Annotated in this window: 17 protein-coding genes; 15 read left to right on the forward strand and 2 right to left on the reverse strand. The window is 63.3% G+C overall.

Annotated elements, in window-relative coordinates; translation table 11 throughout:
• Positions 1 to 14 precede the first annotated feature (14 nt).
• From rsmH to murB, 11 genes are all read left to right on the forward strand, one after another.
• A complete protein-coding gene (rsmH, locus tag ACFPWW_RS04370) occupies positions 15 to 1,040 on the forward strand; it encodes a 16S rRNA (cytosine(1402)-N(4))-methyltransferase RsmH (protein ID WP_377310610.1) in 1,026 nt (341 codons plus the stop codon).
• 1 nt (position 1,041) lies between these two features.
• The gene (ftsL, locus tag ACFPWW_RS04375) at positions 1,042 to 1,473 is read left to right on the forward strand and encodes a cell division protein FtsL (protein ID WP_377310612.1); all 432 of its coding nucleotides are present in this window, start codon (positions 1,042 to 1,044) and stop codon (positions 1,471 to 1,473) included.
• Positions 1,473 to 3,221 carry a peptidoglycan D,D-transpeptidase FtsI family protein gene (locus ACFPWW_RS04380; RefSeq protein WP_112703175.1) on the forward strand — a complete coding sequence of 583 codons (1,749 nt, stop codon included), beginning with the start codon at positions 1,473 to 1,475 and terminating at the stop codon, positions 3,219 to 3,221. The genes ftsL and ACFPWW_RS04380 overlap by 1 nt, the downstream gene beginning before the upstream one ends.
• A 64-nt stretch (positions 3,222 to 3,285) precedes the next feature.
• Positions 3,286 to 4,746: a UDP-N-acetylmuramoyl-L-alanyl-D-glutamate--2,6-diaminopimelate ligase gene (locus ACFPWW_RS04385; RefSeq protein ID WP_377310615.1), complete on the forward strand. Its 1,461-nt coding sequence runs from the start codon at positions 3,286 to 3,288 to the stop codon at positions 4,744 to 4,746.
• Positions 4,743 to 6,176: a UDP-N-acetylmuramoylalanyl-D-glutamyl-2,6-diaminopimelate--D-alanyl-D-alanine ligase gene (locus ACFPWW_RS04390; protein WP_377310617.1), complete on the forward strand. Its 1,434-nt coding sequence runs from the start codon at positions 4,743 to 4,745 to the stop codon at positions 6,174 to 6,176. The genes ACFPWW_RS04385 and ACFPWW_RS04390 overlap by 4 nt, the downstream gene beginning before the upstream one ends.
• Positions 6,177 to 6,196: 20 nt before the next feature.
• Positions 6,197 to 7,297, forward strand: coding sequence for a phospho-N-acetylmuramoyl-pentapeptide-transferase (mraY, locus tag ACFPWW_RS04395; RefSeq protein ID WP_112564759.1), 1,101 nt, complete (start codon positions 6,197 to 6,199; stop codon positions 7,295 to 7,297).
• Between the two features lie 7 nt (positions 7,298 to 7,304).
• The gene (gene murD, locus ACFPWW_RS04400; protein WP_112564761.1) at positions 7,305 to 8,717 is read left to right on the forward strand and encodes a UDP-N-acetylmuramoyl-L-alanine--D-glutamate ligase; all 1,413 of its coding nucleotides are present in this window, start codon (positions 7,305 to 7,307) and stop codon (positions 8,715 to 8,717) included.
• A gap of 1 nt (position 8,718) precedes the next feature.
• Positions 8,719 to 9,873 (forward strand): putative lipid II flippase FtsW, encoded by a 1,155-nt coding sequence (gene ftsW / locus ACFPWW_RS04405; RefSeq protein WP_112564763.1) that lies wholly within the window; start codon positions 8,719 to 8,721, stop codon positions 9,871 to 9,873.
• Positions 9,874 to 9,879: 6 nt separating this feature from the next.
• On the forward strand, positions 9,880 to 11,004 hold the full coding sequence (gene murG / locus ACFPWW_RS04410) for an undecaprenyldiphospho-muramoylpentapeptide beta-N-acetylglucosaminyltransferase (protein ID WP_112564765.1): 1,125 nt from the start codon (positions 9,880 to 9,882) through the stop codon (positions 11,002 to 11,004).
• Positions 11,001 to 12,416: a UDP-N-acetylmuramate--L-alanine ligase gene (murC, locus tag ACFPWW_RS04415; RefSeq protein WP_112564767.1), complete on the forward strand. Its 1,416-nt coding sequence runs from the start codon at positions 11,001 to 11,003 to the stop codon at positions 12,414 to 12,416. Before murG ends, murC begins: the two co-directional genes overlap by 4 nt.
• Positions 12,413 to 13,387, forward strand: coding sequence for a UDP-N-acetylmuramate dehydrogenase (murB, locus tag ACFPWW_RS04420; RefSeq protein ID WP_377310621.1), 975 nt, complete (start codon positions 12,413 to 12,415; stop codon positions 13,385 to 13,387). Before murC ends, murB begins: the two co-directional genes overlap by 4 nt.
• Positions 13,388 to 13,389: 2 nt before the next feature.
• Here murB and ACFPWW_RS04425 read toward each other — a convergent pair whose 3' ends face one another.
• Entirely contained in the window at positions 13,390 to 14,319 is a 930-nt protein-coding gene (locus ACFPWW_RS04425; RefSeq protein ID WP_377310623.1) for an NAD-dependent epimerase/dehydratase family protein, read from the reverse strand.
• A gap of 111 nt (positions 14,320 to 14,430) precedes the next feature.
• The gene (locus ACFPWW_RS04430) at positions 14,431 to 15,729 is read right to left on the reverse strand and encodes an MFS transporter (protein WP_112564773.1); all 1,299 of its coding nucleotides are present in this window, start codon (positions 15,727 to 15,729) and stop codon (positions 14,431 to 14,433) included.
• 573 nt (positions 15,730 to 16,302) lie between these two features.
• Between ACFPWW_RS04430 and ACFPWW_RS04435 the strand changes: the two genes are divergently transcribed.
• From ACFPWW_RS04435 to ftsZ, 4 genes are read left to right on the forward strand one after another with little or no spacing between them, the layout of a single operon-like run.
• Positions 16,303 to 17,229, forward strand: a complete 927-nt coding sequence (locus ACFPWW_RS04435) for a D-alanine--D-alanine ligase (RefSeq protein WP_112564775.1) — start codon at positions 16,303 to 16,305, stop codon at positions 17,227 to 17,229.
• A complete protein-coding gene (locus ACFPWW_RS04440) occupies positions 17,217 to 18,149 on the forward strand; it encodes a cell division protein FtsQ/DivIB (RefSeq protein WP_377310625.1) in 933 nt (310 codons plus the stop codon). The genes ACFPWW_RS04435 and ACFPWW_RS04440 overlap by 13 nt, the downstream gene beginning before the upstream one ends.
• Positions 18,146 to 19,477: a cell division protein FtsA gene (gene ftsA / locus ACFPWW_RS04445; RefSeq protein ID WP_112564780.1), complete on the forward strand. Its 1,332-nt coding sequence runs from the start codon at positions 18,146 to 18,148 to the stop codon at positions 19,475 to 19,477. Before ACFPWW_RS04440 ends, ftsA begins: the two co-directional genes overlap by 4 nt.
• A gap of 56 nt (positions 19,478 to 19,533) precedes the next feature.
• Entirely contained in the window at positions 19,534 to 21,246 is a 1,713-nt protein-coding gene (ftsZ, locus tag ACFPWW_RS04450) for a cell division protein FtsZ (RefSeq protein WP_112564782.1), read from the forward strand.
• Positions 21,247 to 21,456: the final 210 nt, after the last annotated feature.

Genomic DNA, 21,456 nt, shown 5'->3' on the forward strand with positions numbered 1-21,456 from the left:
AACGAGGGAGCGGAATGGTGGCGAATCCTGGCGGAGGTTCAACTGAAGCCGGTGGCGGACCGGTTCGCCACATTCCGGTTCTTCTCAGGGAAGTGCTTGCGGCGCTGGAGCCTTCTTCGGGCAAGGTCATTCTCGACGGCACCTTCGGCGCGGGCGGTTATACGTCCGCCATTCTGGCGGCCGGTGCCGATGTGATCGCGCTCGATCGCGATCCGACGGCGATTGCGGCCGGGCAGGCGCTTGTCGCGGCCCATCGCGGCCGTCTCAAGCTTATCCATTCGCGCTTTTCCGAGCTTTCCGACCATGCGCCCGAGGGCGGGCTTGACGGCGTGGTGCTCGATATCGGCGTTTCCTCCATGCAGATCGACGAGGCCGAGCGCGGCTTCTCCTTCCAGAAGAACGGTCCGCTCGACATGCGCATGTCGGCTGCTGGCGTTTCGGCCGCCGATGTCGTCAATCGGGCGAAGGTCGCAGATCTCATCCGCATCTTCCACTATCTCGGCGAGGAAAATCAGGCGCCGCGCATTGCGCATGCGATCGAAAAACATCGCGCCGAAAAGCCGTTCGAGACGACGCGCGATCTTGCCGGGCTGATCGAGCTGGTGACGCCGCGCAAGATGAAGGACAAGATCCATCCGGCGACGCGCGTCTTCCAGGCGCTGCGCATCTTCGTCAACGACGAGCTCGGCGAGCTGGCGCAGGCGCTGTTTGCGGCCGAGCGGGCGCTGAAGCCCGGCGGTCGTCTCGTCGTCGTCACCTTCCATTCGCTGGAAGACCGGATCGTCAAGAAATTCTTCTCCGACCGGGCCGGCAAGGCGTCGGGTTCGCGCCATCTGCCGATCGCGCGTGAGCGGGTTGCGACCTTCGCGCCGGTCGGCAAGTCGATGGTATCAGCCAGCGAAGAAGAGGCGCAGGCCAATCCGCGTGCCCGTTCCGCCAAGCTGCGTGCCGGCCAGCGCACCGCTGCCCCCGCCGAAGCCGAGGACATGTCGCTCTTCGGATTTCCCAATCTTGCCAGCCTCGGAAAGCTTGGAGGTTGATATGCTGAGAACGTTCGATCTTGTGCTCATCGGCGTCATGACGGCGGCAGCCGCCGTCACCTACACGATCAAGCATCGCGCCGAGCTGAAGCTCGAGGAGGTTCATCGCCTCGAGGCGGAGATCAAGCTGGAGAAGGACACGATCGATCTCCTGAAGGCCGACTGGGCGCTGCAATCGCAGCCGAACCGGCTGGAGCGGCTGGTCAATGTCTACAATAGCGAGCTGCAGCTGCAGCCGACGGATTCGACCGCGCTTGCCCATGCGCGCGAACTGCCGATGCTGAAATCCGAAGTTCCGCCGCTCGACATTGCCGAAGCCAAGGCCGGCGCCAAGCCCGGCTCTGCCGCCAAGGCGCAGCCGGTCCCGATGCCGGCGCCGCGCCAGGCCGAAGAGCAGGAGCCGGACGAGATCGAAACGGGAGCGCTGGAATAATGTCCTTTCTTTCCCGCATCATGGTGCTGAAAAGCCAGGCGCATTTTTCCGCCGGCGTCTATAACCGTTTCGGGGCTCCGTCCGGCATGGCGATCGAGGGCTCGCGCAAGCGCAAGTCCGGGCAGGCCAAAAGCCGCGTGGGCCTGCTGATCGTCGGCTTCACCGCCCTCTATGCCGTCATCGGCGGACGTCTCGTCGAATATGCGATGAAGGAGCCGGAATCGGTTTCGTCCATCCTGCCGCCCGACCGGCTGATGGCATCGCGTCCCGATATCGTCGACCGCAACGGCGAAGTGCTGGCGACCGATATCCGCACGGTTTCGCTGTTTGCCGAGCCGAACAAGATCGTCGATGCCGACGAGGCTGTCGAGAAGCTGCAGACGGTGCTTTCCGACCTCGACGTCAAGGACACCTACAAGAAGCTGTCGAACCGCACCTCGCATTTCGCCTGGCTGCGCCGCCAGCTGACGCCGAAGCAGCAGAGCCAGATCCTGGCGCTCGGCATTCCCGGCATCGGCTTCCGGCCGGAAAAGCGCCGCTTCTATCCGGGCGGGGCGACGGCTGCGCATATCCTCGGCTACGTCAATATCGACAACCGCGGCGTTGCCGGCATGGAGAAATATATCGACGATCAGGGGCTTGCCGATCTCGCCTCGGTCGGCATGACGAGCAACCAGCCGCTGGAGCCGGTCCGCCTGTCGATCGATGTGCGCGTGCAGGCGATCGTGCGCGATGTCGTTGCCAATGCCGTCGTCAACTACAAGGCCAAGGGGGCAGGGGCCGTCGTGCTCGACGCGCATACGGGCGAGGTGCTCGGCATGGCCTCGGCGCCGGATTTCGATCCGAACAACCCGCAGGAAGGCTCCAAGGACGGCTGGCTGAACCGCATGTCGAACGGCACCTTCGAAATGGGTTCGACCTTCAAGACCTTCTCGACCGCCATGGCGATCGACAGCGGCAAGGTTTCCCTCAAGGACAGTTTCGACGCCACCAATCCGATCCGCATCGGCGGTTTCACCATTCACGATTTCCACGGCCAGCGCCGCTGGCTGACCGTGCCCGAAATCTTCGAATATTCGTCCAATATCGGCACGGCGCGGATGATCGATATCGTCGGCATGGAGATGCAGAAGGACTATCTGACGCGCCTCGGCCTGCTGACCAAGATGCAGACCGAGCTGCCGGAAGTGAAGATGCCGAGCCAGCCGCGCGTCTGGAAGAAGATCAACTCGATCACGATCTCCTTCGGCCATGGTGTGGCGACCACGCCGCTGCAGACGGCGGTTGCCGGGGCGGCGCTCATCAACGGCGGCAAGCTCATCGAGCCGACTTTCCTGCCGCGCAGCCGCGAACAGGCCGACGAAGTTGCCGAGGTCGTCGTCAAGAAAAGCACCAGCGACGATATCCGCTATCTCTTCAAGCTGAACGGCAAGAAAGGCTCCGGCCGCAATGCCGACGTGCCGGGCTTCAATGTCGGCGGCAAGACCGGAACGGCCGACAAGGTGGTCAACGGCCGCTATGCTACCAATCTGAATTTCAACGCTTTTCTGGCGGCCTTCCCGATCGACGATCCGAAATACGTGGTGCTGACCTTCTGCGACGAACCGCTTGACGGCGAGCAGCATCAGCGCATCGCCGCCTATACGGCAGCCCCCATGGTCAAGAACATCGTGCGCCGCGCCGCGCCGATCCTCGGTGTGGAACCGGAATTTGGCGAAGACGGCTCGGCCTTGTTGGTGTCTTATTGAGTGTGAATCAATGTCGGCGTCGATTCGTAAGGGGCGATCGACCTGAACCAGAAAAGTGCATTCGATGAAATTGCGGGACATCGCCGGAAATGCGTTTCCGGAACTCAAAGCTGAACTCGAAGGGCCGGCCGGGGCGCTGGAGATAACAGGATTGTCTTCCGACAGCCGGAAGATCGCACCCGGAATGGCTTTCGTGGCAATTGCCGGCTCCAGGGCCGATGGCGCGGGCTTCATTGCCGATGCCGTTGCCAAGGGCGCTGCCGTCGTCATCGCAGCCCATGCGACCGAAACCTCCGTGCCGGTGCTGGTCGTTGCCGAGCCGCGGCGTTTCCTCTCCGTTGCCGCCTCGCGCTTCCATGGCCGCCAGCCGGCGACGATGGTGGCGGTGACGGGGACGGCAGGCAAGACTTCGGTCGCATCCTTCACGCGCCAGATCTGGGCGCATGCCGGCCATGCGGCCGCGATGATCGGCACGACCGGCGTCGTTTCGCCGACGCGCAACGAATATGGCTCTCTGACGACGCCCGATCCGGTTTCGCTGCACAAGCTGCTTGCCGAACTTGCCGACGAAGGCGTGACACATGCCGCGATGGAGGCGTCGAGCCACGGCCTCGACCAGTATCGCCTCGACGGCGTGACGCTGGCGGCGGCCGCCTTCACCAATCTCGGCCGCGACCATATGGATTACCATCCGACGGTCGAGGACTATATGGCCGCCAAGATGCATCTCTTCGACCGGGTGCTGCCGAAAGGCTCGCCCGCCGTCGTTTTCGCCGACGATCCGTGGTCGGAGCAGGCGATCAGGGCGGCAACGGCTGCCGGCCACGATGTGCGCACGGTCGGGCGCAAGGGCACTTATCTGACGCTGAAGCGCGTGGAGCATTTCCGGCACAAGCAGGTGGCGGAAATCCATGCCGAAGACGAGATCTTCGAGGTCGATATCCCGCTCGCCGGCGATTTCCAGATCGCCAATGCGCTGGTTGCGGCAGCCCTTGCCATGTCGACGGGCGTGCCGGCGAAGGTGGCGATGGCGGCGCTCGAAAAGCTGCAGGGCGCTTCCGGCCGTCTCGAGCTGGTCGGTCACACCAGGGACGGCGCGCTTGCCTATGTCGATTACGCCCATAAGCCGGATGCGCTGGAAAACGTGCTAAACTCGGTGCGGCCGTTCACGACGGGCCGCGTGATCGTCGTGTTCGGCTGCGGCGGCGACCGCGACCGCGGCAAGCGGCCGATCATGGGCGAAATCGCCTGCCGGCTGGCCGATGTCGTGATCGTCACCGACGACAATCCGCGCTCGGAAGAGCCGGCCGCGATCCGCGCCGAGATCATGGCGGCGGCCAAATGCGCTTCGGAGATCGGCGATCGCGCCAAGGCGATCCGCGAGGCGGTGCTGCAGCTGAAGTCCGGCGATACGCTGATCGTCGCCGGTAAGGGACATGAAGAAGGGCAGACGGTCGGCAGCGTCACGCTGCCGTTTTCCGATCATGCCGAAGTGCGCAAGGCTTTGGAGGAGCGGGTACCATGAACTGGCTCTGGACCACCGAAGACATGATCGCCGCGATGGCGGGCCGCCCGTTCGGCTCGCTGCCGCAGGGCATTACCGGCATTTCCATCGACAGCCGCTCGATTGCGCCCGGCGAGGCCTTTTTCGCGATCAAGGGCGACCGCGTGGACGGGCACGATTATGCTTCGATGGCCGTGGCAAACGGCGCGTCGCTGCTGGTTGTCAGCGAGGCGCGCCTGCCGGCCATGGGGCGGCTGACGGTGCCGATGATCGTGGTCGAGGACGTGCTTGCCGCGCTCGGCAAGCTGGGACAGGCATCGCGTGAACGCTCGCGGGCGAAGATCATCGCCGTCACCGGTTCGGTCGGCAAGACGACGACGAAGGAGATGCTGCGCCATGTCTTGTCTCCCTCCGGCAAGGTGCATGCGTCGGTTGCTTCCTTCAACAATCACTGGGGCGTGCCGCTGACGCTCGCGCGCATGCCGATCGACACCTATTTCGGCGTCTTCGAGGTCGGCATGAACCATCCGGACGAGATCCGGCCGCTGGTGGCGATGATCCGCCCGCATGTCGCCGTCGTCACGACGGTCGCGCCGGCCCATCTCGGCAATTTCCAGAGCATCGAGGAGATCGCCGCCGCCAAGGCCGAGATCTTCGAAGGGCTGGAGCCGGGCGGCGACGTGGTTCTCAACCGCGACAACGACCAGTTCACCTTCCTGGAGCAGGCGGCGCAGGCGCTTGGCATCACCAGAATCCATTCCTTCGGCCAGCACGCCAAGGCGGAATTCCGTCTTGCCGAATTCAACGGCTCGGACGAAAGCTCGACACTCTGGATGACCGTCGGCGGCGATACAAAGGAAGTGCGCATCGGTGCGCCGGGCCGCCACATTGCCGAAAATGCGCTGGCCGCACTGGGCGTCGTCACCATTGTCGGGGCCAGTCTAGACAAGGCCATCGAGGCGCTTGCGACGTTGAAGCCGGAAAAGGGCCGGGGCAAGCGCTACCGCCTTCCGATCGGCAACGGCAGCTTCACGCTGATCGACGAAAGCTACAACGCCAACCCGGCCTCCATGCGCGCGGCGATCGCGCTGCTGGCAAGCGCCGAACCGACCGGGCGGGGGCGGCGCGTCGCCGTGCTCGGCGACATGCTGGAAATGGGCGAGTTTGCGCCGCAGGTCCATGCCGACCTTGCCGGGCCGCTGCTGGCGGCCGGCCTGGAACATGTCTGGCTCGCCGGGCCTGAAATGGTGGCGTTGAAAGAATCGCTTCCCGACAGTGTCGCGGTCGAGCATCGCGAAAAGACGGAAGAATTGTTGGAGTTCGTATTGAACTCGGTCGCACCTGGCGACGTGTTGATGGTGAAGTCGTCGCTGGGGATCGGTTTCGGCAAGATTGTCGCCGCGCTCCTTGACAAGTACCCGCCAGTTTCCGACACGCAACGCGAACCATGATCGGGCAAAAGGGGCCTTGAATGCTGATTTGGCTAGTTGAACTGTCGGAATATTTCAAATTTCTGAATTTGTTCAGGTATATTACCTTCCGGGCTGGTGCCGCTCTCTTCACCTCCGCTCTCATCGTCTTCCTCTTCGGGCCTGCCATCATCAACTCGCTGCGCATCCGGCAGGGCAAGGGCCAGCCGATCCGTGCCGACGGGCCGCAGACGCATTTCAAGAAGGCGGGCACGCCGACCATGGGCGGCCTGATGATTCTCGCCGGCATCGTCGGGGCATCGCTGCTCTGGGCCGATCTTTCCAACGTCTATGTGGTGGCGACGCTGCTCGTGACGCTCGGCTTCGGCGCCATCGGCTTCTATGACGATTATCTCAAGGTCACGAAGCAGAGCCACAGGGGCTTTTCGGGCAAGGCGCGCCTCGGCATCGAATTCGTCATTGCCGGCATCGCCGTCTATTTCATGATGCGCACGGCGCTCGTCTCCGGCCCGGCCGGCTCGACCTTCGGCTCCTCGATCGCATTCCCCTTCTTCAAGGACTTCCTGATCAATATCGGCATCATGTTCGTCGTTTTCGGCGGTTTCGTCATCGTCGGCGCCGGCAATGCCGTGAACCTGACCGACGGCCTCGACGGGCTTGCCATCGTGCCGGTCATGATCGCCGCGGCCGCCTTCGGCATCATCGCCTATCTTGCCGGCAACGCGGTCTTTGCCAATTACCTGCAGATCAATTTCGTGCCCGGTACCGGCGAGCTTGCCGTGGTGCTCGGCGCGGTCATCGGCGCAGGCCTCGGCTTCCTCTGGTTCAACGCGCCGCCGGCCGCCATCTTCATGGGCGATACCGGGTCTCTCGCCCTCGGCGGCACGATCGGCACGGTTGCCGTTGCCACCAAGCACGAGATCGTCATGGCGATCGTCGGCGGCCTCTTCGTCATGGAAACGCTCTCGGTCATCATCCAGGTCGGTTTCTTCAAGATGACCGGCCGGCGCGTCTTCCTCATGGCGCCGATCCACCATCATTTCGAAAAGAAGGGCTGGACGGAAAGCCAGGTGGTGATCCGCTTCTGGATCATCGCGGTCGGCCTTGCCATGCTCGGCCTTTCCACCCTGAAGCTGCGGTGAGGCGGTCATGATCCCGGTCACGACGCTTGCGGATAAGAAGGTCGCTCTTTTCGGTCTCGGCGGTTCCGGCTCGGCCACGGCCAGGGCCTTGATTGCAGGCGGGGCCGATGTCACGGCCTGGGACGACAATCCCGACAGCGTCGCCAAGGCTGCGGCAGACGGCATCCGCACCGCCGACCTTCGCACGATCGACTGGAGCGCGCAGGCGCTCTTCGTGCTTTCGCCGGGTGTGCCGCTCACCCACCCGAAGCCGCATTGGACCGTCGATCTTGCGCGTGCCGCCGGCGTCGATATTGTCGGCGATGTCGAGCTCTTCGTGCGCGAGCGGCGCGCGCATGCGCCCGATTGCCCGTTCATCGCGATCACCGGCACGAACGGCAAGTCGACGACGACGGCGCTGATCGCCCATATCCTGAAAGCGAGCGGCCGCGACACGCAGCTCGGCGGCAATATCGGCACGGCCGTGCTGACGCTCGATCCGCCGAAAGCCGAGCGCTATTTCGTCGTCGAGTGCTCTTCCTACCAGATCGACCTGGCGCCCACGCTCAACCCGTCCGCCGGCATCCTGCTCAACCTGACGCCCGATCATCTCGACCGGCACGGCACGATGCAGCACTATGCCGATGTCAAGGAACGGCTGGTCGCCGGCAGCGCTGTCGCCGTTGTCGGCGTGGACGACAGTTTCTCGGCGCTGATCGCCGACCGTATCGAGCGGGCAGGGGTGAAGGTGACGCGCATTTCGCGGCGCAACGTGCTGGCTGACGGTATCTATGCCGAGGGCAGCCGGCTCATCCGGGCAACGGGCGGCGCCATGCTGCCCTTCGTCGATCTCGACGGTATCCAGACGCTGCGCGGCAGCCACAACGCGCAGAATGCCGCCGCCGCCGTCGCGGCCTGCCTTGCCGTCGGTGTTTCTCCCGACGATATTCGTGCGGGTCTTGCATCCTTCCCCGGCCTCAAACATCGCATGCAGCCGGTCGGCCGTCGCGGCCATGTCACCTTCGTCAACGATTCCAAGGCGACGAATGCGGATGCCGCGGCTCCCGCGCTTTCGAGCTACGACCGGATCTACTGGATTGCCGGCGGCCTGCCCAAGGCGGGCGGGATCACGACGCTTGCGCCTTTCTTTCCGCGCATCGCCAAGGCCTATCTCATCGGCGAGGCGGCGGCGGAATTTGCCGCCACACTGGGCGAGGCGGCACCCTACGAAATATCGGGTACGCTGGAACGGGCGGTGGCGCATGCGGCAGCTGACGCGGCCAAGGATGAGACCGGTCCGGTGGCCGTCATGTTATCCCCGGCTTGCGCAAGCTTCGACCAGTACAAGAATTTTGAAGTCAGGGGCGATGCCTTTGTCAGCCATGTGGCTGCCCTTGACGGCGTGACGATGCTGATCAATTCGGCAACAGGAGGCAAATGACATGGTGAGCCGCGCGGAACGTGGAGCATTGGCCGATTGGTTCTGGACCATCGACCGTTTCTTCCTGGCCCTGTTCCTGTTCCTGATGGGCATAGGTTTCATGCTCTCCTTTGCGGCTTCTCCGGCGGTTGCCGAACGCATCGGGCTGGAACCCTTCCACTTCGTCAAGCGCCATGCGGCCTTCATGATCCCGTCGATCGCCGTCATGCTCGGCCTTTCCTTCCTGACGCCGCGCCAGGTGCGGCGCACCGCGATCATCCTGCTGATCGTGGCGCTCGCGATGATGCTGCTGGCGCTGTTCTTCGGTGTCGAGGTCAAGGGGTCCCGCCGCTGGGTGACGCTTGCCGGCATCTCCATCCAGCCCTCGGAATTCATGAAGCCGGCCTTCGTCGTCGTCTGCGCCTGGCTCTTTTCCGAACATGCCCGCCAGCCGGAAATTCCGGGCAACCTCTTTGCCATCATCCTGTTCGGCATGGTCGCGGCCCTTCTCGTGGCGCAGCCCGACCTTGGCCAGACGATCCTGACGACGGCCGTCTGGGGCGGCATGTTCTTCATGGCCGGCATGCCGTGGCTCTGGATCATCGTGCTCGGCGTCGGCGGTGCCGGCGGCCTTGTCACCGCCTATTACGTCTTCCCGCACGTGGCGGGCCGAATAGACAAGTTCCTTACCGGCGAGGGCGACACGTTCCAGATCGATACCGCCCGCGAGGCAATCATCCGCGGCGACTGGTTCGGGCAGGGGCCGGGCGAGGGCATCGTCAAGCGCATCATTCCGGACGCCCATACCGACTTCATCTTCTCGGTCGCGGCCGAGGAATTCGGCATCGTCTTCTGCATCGCGCTCGTCGCCATCTTCACGGTGCTGGTGCTGCGCGGCCTCTCGCATGCCTATCGCGAACGCAACGATTTCAACCGCTTTGCCGTCGCCGGCCTGGTGCTGCAGATGGGCATCCAGTCGATCATCAATATCGGCGTCAATCTCGAACTGCTGCCGGCCAAGGGCATGACGCTGCCGCTGATTTCCTACGGCGGATCGTCGATGGTGGCGATCTGCGTCACGGCCGGCTTCATTCTGGCGCTGACGCGCCATCGCCCGGAAAAACGTGCGCAGGACCGGAGCCTTTTCCGCGTGCCGCACGGCATGCCGGCGGAGTAGGGTCTCATGAGCAAGGGCATCGTCCTTCTTGCCGCCGGGGGAACCGGCGGCCACGTCTTTCCGGCCGAAGCGCTCGCCTTCAAGCTGAGGGAGCGCGGTTATTCCGTGCATCTCGTCACCGACAGCCGTGCGGAGCGTTACGCCGGCAAGTTTCCGGCCGACGAGATCCATGTCGTGCCGTCGGCGACGATCGGTTCGAAGAACCCGGTGGCCGTCGCGCGTTCGCTGTGGAAGCTCTGGACGGGCATGCGGGCGGCAAAACGGCTGATCGGCCGGCTGAAGCCGGTCATCGTCGTCGGTTTCGGCGGCTATCCGACCGTGCCGCCGCTGCTGGCCGCCACACGGCTTGGCGTGCCTTCGATGCTGCATGAGCAGAATGCCGTCATGGGCCGCGCCAACAAGGCGCTGGCGCCGCGCGTCAAGGCGATTGCCGGCGGCTTCCTGCCGGAAAACGGCGGCGCTTTTTCCGGCAAGACGATCGCGACCGGCAATCCCGTGCGCCCGGCGATCCTTGCCGCGGCAGAGCAGCCCTATGTGCCGTCGCATCCCGGCGAGCCGTTCAACCTCGTCGTCTTCGGCGGCAGCCAGGGCGCGCAATATTTCTCCAAGGCGATGCCGACGGCGATCAGCCTGCTTGACGACGCATTGCGGGCGCGGCTCAGAGTGACGCAGCAGGTGCGCCCGGAGGATATGGAAATGGTGCGCGGCTGCGTGGCGCAATTGCAGATGGGCGCGGATATCGCCCCGTTTTTCAATGATATGGCGGAACGCCTTGCCGGGGCGCATCTGGTCATCTGCCGCTCCGGGGCTTCGACGGTTTCGGAAATCTCGGTCATCGGACGCCCGGCCGTGTTCGTGCCTTATCCGCATGCGCTCGATCACGATCAGGCCGCGAATGCCGCAGCCCTTGCCGCGACCGGCGGAGCCAGGGTGATCGCGCAGGCCGAGCTTTCGCCGGAGCGCCTTGCCTCGATCCTGACGCATGCGATGAACGAACCGGAAAAGCTTGCCGGCATGGCGGCGGCGGCCAAGCTGGCGGGAAAACCTGACGCGGCGAACTTGCTTGCCGACATGGTTGAGGCTATTGCCGCCGGCAAGACAGTTGCAGAACTCAAGGGGGCACGCGCATGAAGCTGCCAAAGGCAATCGGCCTTGTCCATTTCATCGGCATCGGCGGTATCGGCATGAGCGGTATCGCAGAGGTGCTGCACAATCTCGGCCATCGGGTGCAGGGATCGGACCAATCCGACAGCGCCAATGTCCAGCGCCTTCGCGACAAGGGCATCGAGGTTTTCGTCGGCCACAAGGCGGAAAATCTCGGCGACGCCGAAGTCGTGGTCGTCTCGACCGCGATCAAGAAGAGCAATCCGGAACTCGTCGCCGCGCGCGAGAAGCTGCTGCCGGTGGTGCGTCGCGCCGAAATGCTGGCCGAGCTGATGCGCTTCCGCAATGCGATCGCCATCGGTGGCACGCATGGCAAGACGACGACGACCTCGCTCGTCGCCACGCTGCTCGAAGCCGGCGGCCTGGACCCGACGGTCATCAACGGCGGCATCATCAATGCCTATGGCACGAATGCGCGCATGGGCGAGGGCGAGTGGATGGTGGTGGAGGCCGACGAATCCGACGGCACCTTCCTGAAGCTGCCCGCCGACGTTGCCGTCGTTACCAATATCGACCCTGAACATCTCGACCATTACGGCAATTTCGACGCCGTGCGCGCCGCCTTCCGGCAGTTCGTCGAGAACGTGCCTTTCTACGGTTTCGGCGTCATGTGCCTCGATCATCCCGAGGTGCAGGCGCTGGTCGGCCGCATCGAGGACCGCAAGGTCATCACCTATGGCGAAAACCCGCAGGCCGACGTGCGCTTCATGAATGTGCGCATCGAAGGCACGCGCTCGGTCTTCGATGTCGAGATCCGCCGCCGCCGCACGGGCGAAGTCATCCGGCTCGACAATCTCGTCATGCCGATGCCCGGCCGTCACAATATCGCCAATGCCACGGCGGCCATTGCCGTTGCCAACCGTCTCGGCATTTCACGCGAGGATATCGCCAAGGGGCTTGCCTCCTTCGGCGGCGTCAAGCGTCGCTTCACGCTGACGGGCGAATGGAACGGCGTGCAGATCTTCGACGACTACGGCCATCACCCGGTCGAGATCAAGGCGGTGCTGCGCGCCGCCCGCGAGGCCTGCAAGGGCAGAATCATCGCCGTGCACCAGCCGCATCGTTATACCCGCCTGTCGAGCCTGTTCGAGGAATTCGCCGCCTGCTTCAACGACGCAGACAGCATTTTCATCGCGCCTGTCTATGCCGCGGGTGAAGACGCGATCGAGGGGGCGGATTCGGAATCGCTCGTTTCCCGTATCAAATCGGGTGGCCATCGCGATGCCCGCTTCCTTCCTTCGGCGGAAGCTCTACCGCAGATGGTAGCAGAAATTGCAAAGCCCGGGGACTTTGTGGTTCTCCTGGGTGCTGGTAGCATTACATACTGGGCAGCAGCGCTGCCGAAGCAGTTGCAAGACCTTTCAGGAAAGTCCGCATGAAACAGGTTAATGGGGAAAAGCTACTTGCCTCTCTCGGAGAGGGCGTAAAAGACATTCGCGGCCGACTGACGCCGGATGCACCCATGGACCGCGTCACCTGGTTCCGCGCCGGCGGTCTGGCCGAGCTGATGTTCCAGCCGCATGACGAGGAAGACCTTATCGCCTTCCTCAAGATATTGCCGGATGAGGTGCCGCTGACGGTGGTCGGTGTCGGCTCGAACATCCTGGTGCGCGACGGCGGTATTCCCGGTGTCGTGCTGCGCCTCTCGGCCAAGGGTTTCGGCTTTGTCGAACTCGCCGGCGAAAACCGCATTCTCGCCGGCGCCATCTGCCCGGACAAGCACGTGGCCGCCATGGCGATGGACAACGGCATCGGCGGTTTCGCCTTCTACTACGGCATTCCCGGCGGCATCGGCGGCGCTGCCCGCATGAATGCCGGCGCCAACGGCTCGGAGACGAAGGATCGCGTCGTTGAAGTGCGGGCGATCGACCGCAAGGGCAACAGGCATGTGCTGACGAATGCCGAGATGGGCTATTCCTATCGCCATTCGGGTGCGGCCGACGATCTGATCTTCACTTCGGTTCTGTTCGAGGGTTATCCGGACGACCGGGCCAAGATCCGCGCCGAAATGGATGCCGTGCGCAACCACCGCGAGACGGTGCAGCCGATCCGCGAAAAGACCGGCGGTTCCACCTTCAAGAATCCGGAGGGCCATTCGGCCTGGAAGCTGATCGACGAGGCGGACTGCCGCGGGCTCGTCATCGGCAGCGCGCAGATGTCGTCGCTTCACTGCAACTTCATGATCAACATGGGGCAGGCGACCGGCTACGATCTCGAATATCTCGGCGAGGAAGTGCGCCGCAAGGTTTTCGAAAGCTCCGGCATCAAGCTGGAATGGGAAATCAAGCGCCTCGGGCTCTTCATGCCCGGCCGCGAGGTCCGTCCCTTCCAGGGCGTCACGACCGAATAGGGCTATTTTACCGCAAGCCTCAGACCCTCGCGCGGCGTGACGGCCGGCGACCAGCCGAGCACGTCGCGGGCGTGGGATATGTCCACCTGCAGCGAACCGCAGAGGCGCTGGTAGACAGCATCTTTGCCCACGATCCTGGCAGCTATATGCATCAGAGACGGGGGGAAGGGCACCAGCATCGGCTTGACGCCGAGGCCCGCTGCAATGCCTTCTATCAGTGCCGGGGTCGATAGGTCTTCACCATCGCCTGCCAGAAAGGTTTCGCCCGCTGCTGCCGGATGCTGCATGCAGGTGATGATAAGGTCGATGAGGTTCTGTACCGCGACCAGTGTGCGGCGGTTCTTCAGCGAGGCGAAGGGCAGAGGCAATTTCCTGCGGACAAGACCGACGAGCAGGGCAAAGTTGCCGCGCGCGCCAGGGCCATAGACCAGCGGAGGCCTGACGACGACGACTTCCATGCCGGTGCGATCAGCAATCTCGCGAAGACCGATCTCGCTTTCCATCTTCGAAATGCCGTAGGGATCGATGGGTTTCGGCTGGTCGTCGTGCCGGAACGGTCGATCGTTCTCTTCGCCGTTGACCTTGATGGTGCTGATGAAGACAAAGCGCCTCACGCCGGCACGGGCTGCCTGTTCTGCAAGATTGAGGGTGGAGGCGGTGTTGGCGCGGCGGAAATCCGCCAAGGGATCGCTCGACATGTCGTTCATGATGTGAACGCGGGCGGCGAGATGGACGATGACGCCGATGCCCTCAAGAGCCGCGGTCCAATCGGTCGTCTCTGTTATGTCGATGGGGAGATACCTGATATCTGCGGGGAAGGTAGATGTCGCCGATCGCGTCGTCGCCGTCACGTCGCAAATCCGATCCGTGTGCAAACGCGCGACAAGAGGGGCGCCGACGAAGCCGGCTGCGCCGGTGACGAGGCATCGCATGATCTTCTCCCTGTTTGCTCGTGAAGGCTTTCGCTAGCCGGAAGTCTTGCGTGCATCAACAAAAAAGCCGCGACGGCGGGCGTCGCGGCTTCCTGTTTCTGTTGAAACGTCTCAGACTTCCTCGCGACCCGACAAAAGGATGCAGAGGAGCGAGATCGCCGCCGAGGCTGCGAGATAGTAGCCGACATAGGTGAGGCTGTAGTTGGTCGCGAGCCAGGTGGCGATATAGGGAGCAAGCGAGGCTCCGAAAATGCCGCCGAGATTGAAGGTCATCGAGGCGCCGGTGTAGCGCACCATGGTCGGGAAGGGGGCGGCCAGGGCCGCGCCGATCGGACCATAGGTGAAGCCCATCAGGCCGAGGCCGATGATCGAGCACAGGACGGCGCCGGTCAGGCCCGCCGTCAGCAGGCTGGCATAGAAGAAGCCGAAAATGGCGATGGCGATCGTCGTCAGGATCAGGATCAGGCGACGCGAGTAGCGGTCGGACAGCCAGCCGGACAGCGGGATCGTCAGGCCGAAGAAGACGACGCCGACGAGCTGAACGACCAGGAACTGCTCACGCGAATAGCCGAGTTTCGTCGTGCCCCAGGAGAGCGTGAAGACCGTCATCAGGTAGAAGAGCACGAAGGTGGCGACCGCGATGAACGTGCCGAGGATCAGGCTGCGCAGGTGGCCGCGGAAGACGGTCGCGACCGGAACGGCGACGCGCTCGTGTTTTTCGACGGCCTTCTGGAATTCCGGCGTTTCGGCGATCTTCAAGCGGACATAGAGGCCGACGGCGACGAGCGCGAGGCTGGCGATGAAGGGAATGCGCCAGCCGTAAGCGAGGAAATCCTCGTTGCTCATGGTTTCCGCGAGAATCAGGAAGAAGCCGGAGGAGAGGATGAAGCCGATCGGCGCGCCGAGCTGAGGGAACATGGCGTACCAGCTGCGCTTGCCGGGAGGGGCGTTTTCCGTCGCGAGCAGCACGGCGCCGCCCCATTCGCCGCCGAGGCCGAGGCCCTGGCCGAAACGGCACAGCGCGAGCAGCAGCGGCGCGGCGATGCCGATCGCATCGTAACCCGGCAGGATGCCGATGACCACGGTCGAAAGGCCCATGGTCATGAGAGCCGCCACCAGCGTCGCCTTGCGGCCGATCTTGTCGCCGAAATGGCCGAAGACCACGGCGCCGAAGGGGCGGGCGAAGAAGGCGATCGAGAAGGTCACGAGCGACTGCAGGAGCGCGGAAGTCGGATCGCTCGACGGGAAGAAGAGGTGGGGGAAGACGATGACGGCTGCCGTCGCATAGACGTAGAAGTCAAAAAATTCGATCGTGGTGCCGATAAGGCTCGCGATCAGAACACGAGCCGGGGAATTGACTTGCGTGCTGTTCGAAGCGGGAGTCGGCGATACGGATATCGCGTCAGACATTGTTATTCCATTCAGTTTACGGATTTGCCTTGGGAAGGCTGATGGGGTCTTAACGCAATTTTCATCATGCGCAAACGCCAGAAGGCGCAAGAATATGACGTAAATTGTATTATTTTTTTCGCCGTTGCCCGCACCTGCCGGCTTCGCCGATCCCGGGCGGCGGATGTGTTTCGATCCGGGTCATCTTGCTTCTTTTGCGCCGAGCGCCGGGCAGGGCCGGTCGACTCGCATTGATCAACGAAAGTGCCGCGTCTTGTCGGCGATACTTCATGCCCGGGAGCGCTGTTTTGCCGGCCGCTTCTCTTCATGGATGAACGCGATTCCATATCCCCTTGAAGACATGGACTTTTTCCAGCGTCCCTTGAGCTTGCGCATCGCATGAAGCCGGAAAGCGGCAAATCGGCAAAAGGCAAAAAATTGCAAATGTCAGGAGCCGGGAGTTAACGAAAGTAAACGGTTCGTTAACCATAATGATGCTCTAATGCACCCAAGCCGGACAAAGGCCACCGATCGGAGCGACAGCTCCGCGCAAGCTTCGGTCCGGCAGAGTGAAAGTTATTTTTGGGGGTGTTGATGAGTCGCGAGCACGTAGCTGTCCTGATGGGCGGATTTTCCTCGGAGAGGCCCGTCAGCCTTTCTTCGGGAAAGGCATGTGCCGATGCTCTCGAGGCCGAAGGTTTCAAGGTAACGCGTATCGATGTCGACCGCGACGTCTCCGAAAAGCTCTCCGCCCTGAAGCCCGATGTTGCATTCAATGCCTTGCATGGGCCTTTCGGCGAGGACGGCACGATCCAGGGCATCCTCGAATATCTGCAGATCCCCTATACGCATTCGGGCGTGCTTGCCTCCGCGCTTGCCATGGACAAGGGCAAGGCGAAGCGCGTGGCCGCTGCCGCCGGCGTCCCGGTGGCCGAATCGCAGGTGCTGAACCGCTTCTCGTTTCCGTCGGAGCATCCGATGAAAGCGCCTTATGTGGTCAAGCCCGTGCGGGAAGGCTCCAGCTTCGGTGTCGTCATCGTCGGCGAGGATCAGGCGCATCCGCCGCAGATCATCGGCTCGGCCGAGTGGCGCTATGGCGAAGAGGTCATCGTCGAGCGTTATATCCATGGTCGCGAGCTGACCTGCGGCGTCATGGGCGATCAACCCATGGATGTCATCGAGGTGGTGCCGCAGGGCCACAATTTCTATGATTACGACTCCAAGTATGCGGCGGGCGGTTCAAAACATGTCTTGCCGGCTAAAATTTCACCGAAAATTTACCAAAAAATACAAACATTGGCGTTAAGGGCGCATCAAGCAATCGGTTGCCGCGGCGTCAGTCGGTCCGACTTTCGTTACGACGATCGTTTCTCCGAAGACGGCGAGCTCATCTGGCTGGAGGTCAATACCCAGCCAGGCATGACGCCAACCTCCCTTGTGCCCGAAATGGCCGGCCATGCCGGATATTCCTTTGGTGCATTTCTCCGGTGGATGGTGGAGGACGCGTCTTGTTTGCGTTGACGGTCAAAAGGATAGGGCGCCCCAGCCGTCATGCCGAGCTTCCCTATGTGGAGGCCGAGGACCGGCGCGTGCTGCCGCGGCCGCTGCGCCGTGTCGTGCGCTTCCTCGTCAGTCTCGGGACCGGCCGTATTCATATCCCAGCCCATACCGGCACGGTTTCGGCGCTCGGCTTCCTGGCCGCGACCGGCCTTTACGGCATGTCGCTTGGCGGTCACACCGAGGTCGTGGCGCAGGCGACGACAAGTGCTGTCGGATTTGCCATCGAGGATGTGAAGGTCTCGGGCAACAGCCAGACTTCGGAAATCGAGATCCTGCAGCTTCTCGGCCTCGACGGCACGACATCGCTCGTCGCGCTCGATGTCGATACCGCCCGCCAGAAGATCGCGCGCCTTCCCTGGGTCGAGAATGTCGAAGTCCGCAAGGTCTATCCGAAGACGATCGAGGTGAAGCTTTCGGAGCGCAGCGCTTACGCCATCTGGCAGCACGGCCAGGAGCTTTCGCTGATCGAGAAGAACGGCAGCGTGATCGCGCCGCTTCGCGACAACAAGTTTTCGACCCTGCCGCTCGTCGTCGGCCGCGATGCCGAAACTGCCGCGGCCTCGCTCGAGGATGTCTTTGCCAAGTGGCCGGACGTCAAGTCGCGCGTGAAGGCCTATGTCTGGGTGTCCGGCCGCCGCTGGGACCTGCACATGGATAATGGCGTCGTCGTCAAGCTGCCGGAAGACGATGTCGACCAGGCGCTTGCGACGCTTTCGAAATTCGACAGGGAACAGCAGCTTCTGGAGCGCGATATCGCTGCGGTCGATCTGAGGCTGCCGGATCGCACGACGATCCAGCTGACGCCGGAAGCGGCAGCCCGCCGGCAGGCGGCGGTCGCGGCGCGCACCAAGGATTTGAAGAAGGCGGGGCAGAATATATGAGCATGTTCGGTTCATCCCATTTCGGATTGCCGCGCCTGAAGCCGCTTTCGTCGAAGCGGTCGCATATCGTTTCGGTGCTCGATATCGGCTCGACCAAGGTCGTCTGCATGATCGGCCGGCTGACGCCGCGCGAGGAAAGCCAGATCCTGCCGGGCCGCACGCACAATATCGAGATCATCGGCATCGGCCATCAGCGTTCGCGCGGCATCAAGACCGGCGTAATCGCCGATCTCGACGCGCTGGAAGGCGTCATCCGTCTCGCCGTCGATGCGGCCGAGCGTATGGCGGGCCTCACCGTCGAGAGCCTGATCGTCAACCTGACGGCCGGCCGTCTCGGCAGCGATATCTATACGGCGACGATCGATCTCGGCGGCCAGGAAGTCGAGCTGAACGACCTGAAGAAGGTGCTGTCGGCCGCCTGCCAGCAGTCGCTGCGCCAGGACCGCGCCGTGCTGCATTCGCTGGCGACGGGCTTCTCGCTCGACGGCGAGCGCGGCATTCGCGATCCGCTGGCAATGTACGGCGATGCGCTCGGCGTCGACATGCATGTCGTCACTGCCGAACGCTCGGCGCTTAAAAATCTCGAGCTCAGCGTCAACCGGGCGCATCTTTCGGTGGAAGGAATCGTTGCGACACCTTATGCATCCGGTCTTGCCGCACTGGTCGACGATGAAGTCGAACTTGGCTGTGCGGCCATCGACATGGGCGGCGGCACGACGACGATTTCGGTCTTTGCCGAAGGCAAGCTGGTCCATACCGATGCTGTCGGCCTCGGCGGTCATCATGTGACGACCGACCTCGCACGCGGCCTTTCCACACGGATCGAGGATGCTGAACGTTTGAAGGTGGTCCACGCTTCGGCGCTGACCAACTCTTCCGACGAGCGCGAGCTGATCTCCATTCCGCCGATCGGCGAGGATGATCGCGATCAGCCGACGCAGGTGCCGCGGGCTCTGGTTTCGCGCATCGTTTCGGCGCGCATCGAGGAGACGATGGAACTCATCCGCGACCGCATCCAGCGCTCGGGCTTCAGCCCGATCGTCGGCAAGCGTGTCGTGCTGACGGGCGGCGCAAGCCAGCTGACCGGCCTTGCCGAAGTGGCGCGCCGCATCCTGGCCCGCAACGTTCGCATCGGCCGTCCGATGGGTGTCTCGGGTCTGCCGACGGCAGCCAAGGGACCGGCCTTTTCGACGGCCGTGGGGCTGATGATCTATCCGCAGGTCGCGGACATGGAAACACATGCGTCACAGAGCAGCCTGCTCCTGTCGCTTGGGGGAAATAACAGCCGCATCGCCCGCATGGGCCAGTGGCTGAAGGAAAGCTTTTGAAATTGAGTGAATTGGCCGGCGTGGCGATGCGGCCATAAAGAGAAGGAACAGGTACCATGACTATCAAGCTGCAGAAGCCTGACATCACCGAATTGAAGCCGCGCATCACCGTATTCGGCGTCGGCGGCGGCGGCGGCAATGCTGTCAATAACATGATCTCCGCGGGCCTCCAGGGCGTCGACTTCGTCGTTGCCAATACGGATGCCCAGGCGCTGACCATGACGAAGGCCGAACGGGTCATCCAGCTCGGCGCCAACGTCACCGAAGGCCTCGGCGCAGGTTCGCAGCCGGAAGTCGGCCGCGCGGCCGCAGAAGAGTGCATCGACGAGATCATCGATCACCTGAACGGCACGCATATGTGCTTCGTCACCGCCGGCATGGGCGGCGGCACCGGTACGGGTGCTGCTCCCGTCGTCGCACAGGCCGCCCGCAACAAGGGCATCCTGACGGTCGGCGTCGTCACCAAGCCGTTCCACTTCGAAGGCGGGCGCCGCATGCGCCTGGCCGAAGCCGGCATCCAGGAGCTGCAGAAGTCTGTCGATACGCTCATCGTCATTCCGAACCAGAACCTCTTCCGTATCGCCAACGACAAGACGACCTTCGCCGACGCCTTCGCCATGGCCGACCAGGTTCTCTATTCGGGCGTTGCCTGCATCACCGACCTGATGGTGAAGGAAGGTCTCATCAACCTCGACTTCGCCGACGTCCGCTCGGTCATGCGCGAAATGGGCCGCGCGATGATGGGTACCGGCGAAGCTTCCGGTTCGGGCCGCGCCATGCAGGCCGCCGAAGCGGCAATCGCCAACCCGCTGCTCGACGAAACCTCGATGAAGGGCGCACAGGGCCTCTTGATCTCCATCACCGGCGGTCGCGACCTTACCCTCTTCGAAGTCGACGAAGCTGCGACCCGCATCCGCGAAGAAGTCGATCCGGACGCCAACATCATCCTCGGCGCGACCTTCGACGAATCGCTTGAAGGCATCATCCGCGTGTCGGTCGTCGCGACCGGCATCGATCGTGCCATGGGCGAGGGCACCGACCGCGTGTTCCAGCCGGCCGCAAAGCCCGCTATCCGTCCCTCCGCGGCCGTTGCTCCGGCACCGGCCGCAGTTCAGCCTGCTCCGGTCATGCAGGCACCGAAGGCCGACCAGATTGCGCAGACCATCCGCGAGGCCGAAGTCGCGATGGAACGCGAACTGGAAATCCCGGCCCCGCGTGCCGCTGCTCCGATCCAGCAGCAGCCGGTCATGCAGGAAACCTTCCGCCCGCAGAGCAGGATCTTCGCTTCCGCCCCGGAAGCAGCCCCTGTCATCCGCCCGGCTCCGGTCCAGCAGGCTCCCGTGATGCAGCAGCCGGCTCCGCAGCCGGTCATGCAGCAGCAGCCGGTCCGCCATGAACCGGTCATCCGCCAGGCGCCCGAGCCGGTTCGCATGCCGAAGGTCGAAGACTTCCCGCCGGTCGTCCAGGCCGAACTCGACCACCGCTCGCAGCCGGCCGCTTCCCACGTTCAGGAAGAGCGCGGCCCGATGGGACTGCTGAAGCGAATCACCAATTCGCTCGGCCGTCGCGAAGAGGAAGTCGCTCCGGAAATGACCTCTGCGCCGGCGGCTTCTTCGCAGCAGCGCCGCCCGCTGTCGCCGGAAGCAAGCCTCTACGCACCGCGTCGCGGCAACCTTGACGACCAGGGCCGCGCGGTGCCGCAGGCCCGCATGATGCAGGAAGACGACCAGCTGGAAATCCCGGCCTTCCTGCGCCGGCAGTCGAACTGAGAAGCGCACTTCTCCACAGAAAACGCCCGGGATCGAAATCCCGGGCGTTTGCATTTCTACATGCTTGAATTCTAAATGCTTTTGCCGCTGCGGATTTCGTAACAAATCGAAACGAACAGTGATTTGGATTGCAGCGCCGGTCCACGTAAGTATGAGGCAAGCGAACTGCCCTTAGAGTCCGCTTGGCGTGGTTCGGGCAGTGTAGAAGAA

This window comes from Rhizobium sp. GCM10022189, from assembly GCF_042656325.1.
In the GTDB taxonomy this organism is placed as follows: Bacteria; Pseudomonadota; Alphaproteobacteria; order Rhizobiales; family Rhizobiaceae; genus Rhizobium.

Excerpts from the sequence above, each read along its gene's own strand:
- rsmH (WP_377310610.1), top strand. The coding sequence starts at position 15 with ATGGTGGCGAATCCTGGCGGAGGTTCAACTGAAGCCGGTGGCGGACCG.
- ftsL (WP_377310612.1), top strand. The coding sequence starts at position 1,042 with ATGCTGAGAACGTTCGATCTTGTGCTCATCGGCGTCATGACGGCGGCA.
- ACFPWW_RS04380 (WP_112703175.1), top strand. The coding sequence starts at position 1,473 with ATGTCCTTTCTTTCCCGCATCATGGTGCTGAAAAGCCAGGCGCATTTT.
- ACFPWW_RS04385 (WP_377310615.1), top strand. The coding sequence starts at position 3,286 with ATGAAATTGCGGGACATCGCCGGAAATGCGTTTCCGGAACTCAAAGCT.
- ACFPWW_RS04390 (WP_377310617.1), top strand. The coding sequence starts at position 4,743 with ATGAACTGGCTCTGGACCACCGAAGACATGATCGCCGCGATGGCGGGC.
- mraY (WP_112564759.1), top strand. The coding sequence starts at position 6,197 with ATGCTGATTTGGCTAGTTGAACTGTCGGAATATTTCAAATTTCTGAAT.
- murD (WP_112564761.1), top strand. The coding sequence starts at position 7,305 with ATGATCCCGGTCACGACGCTTGCGGATAAGAAGGTCGCTCTTTTCGGT.
- ftsW (WP_112564763.1), top strand. The coding sequence starts at position 8,719 with ATGGTGAGCCGCGCGGAACGTGGAGCATTGGCCGATTGGTTCTGGACC.
- murG (WP_112564765.1), top strand. The coding sequence starts at position 9,880 with ATGAGCAAGGGCATCGTCCTTCTTGCCGCCGGGGGAACCGGCGGCCAC.
- murC (WP_112564767.1), top strand. The coding sequence starts at position 11,001 with ATGAAGCTGCCAAAGGCAATCGGCCTTGTCCATTTCATCGGCATCGGC.
- murB (WP_377310621.1), top strand. The coding sequence starts at position 12,413 with ATGAAACAGGTTAATGGGGAAAAGCTACTTGCCTCTCTCGGAGAGGGC.
- ACFPWW_RS04425 (WP_377310623.1), bottom strand. The coding sequence starts at position 14,319 with ATGCGATGCCTCGTCACCGGCGCAGCCGGCTTCGTCGGCGCCCCTCTT.
- ACFPWW_RS04430 (WP_112564773.1), bottom strand. The coding sequence starts at position 15,729 with ATGTCTGACGCGATATCCGTATCGCCGACTCCCGCTTCGAACAGCACG.
- ACFPWW_RS04435 (WP_112564775.1), top strand. The coding sequence starts at position 16,303 with ATGAGTCGCGAGCACGTAGCTGTCCTGATGGGCGGATTTTCCTCGGAG.
- ftsA (WP_112564780.1), top strand. The coding sequence starts at position 18,146 with ATGAGCATGTTCGGTTCATCCCATTTCGGATTGCCGCGCCTGAAGCCG.
- ftsZ (WP_112564782.1), top strand. The coding sequence starts at position 19,534 with ATGACTATCAAGCTGCAGAAGCCTGACATCACCGAATTGAAGCCGCGC.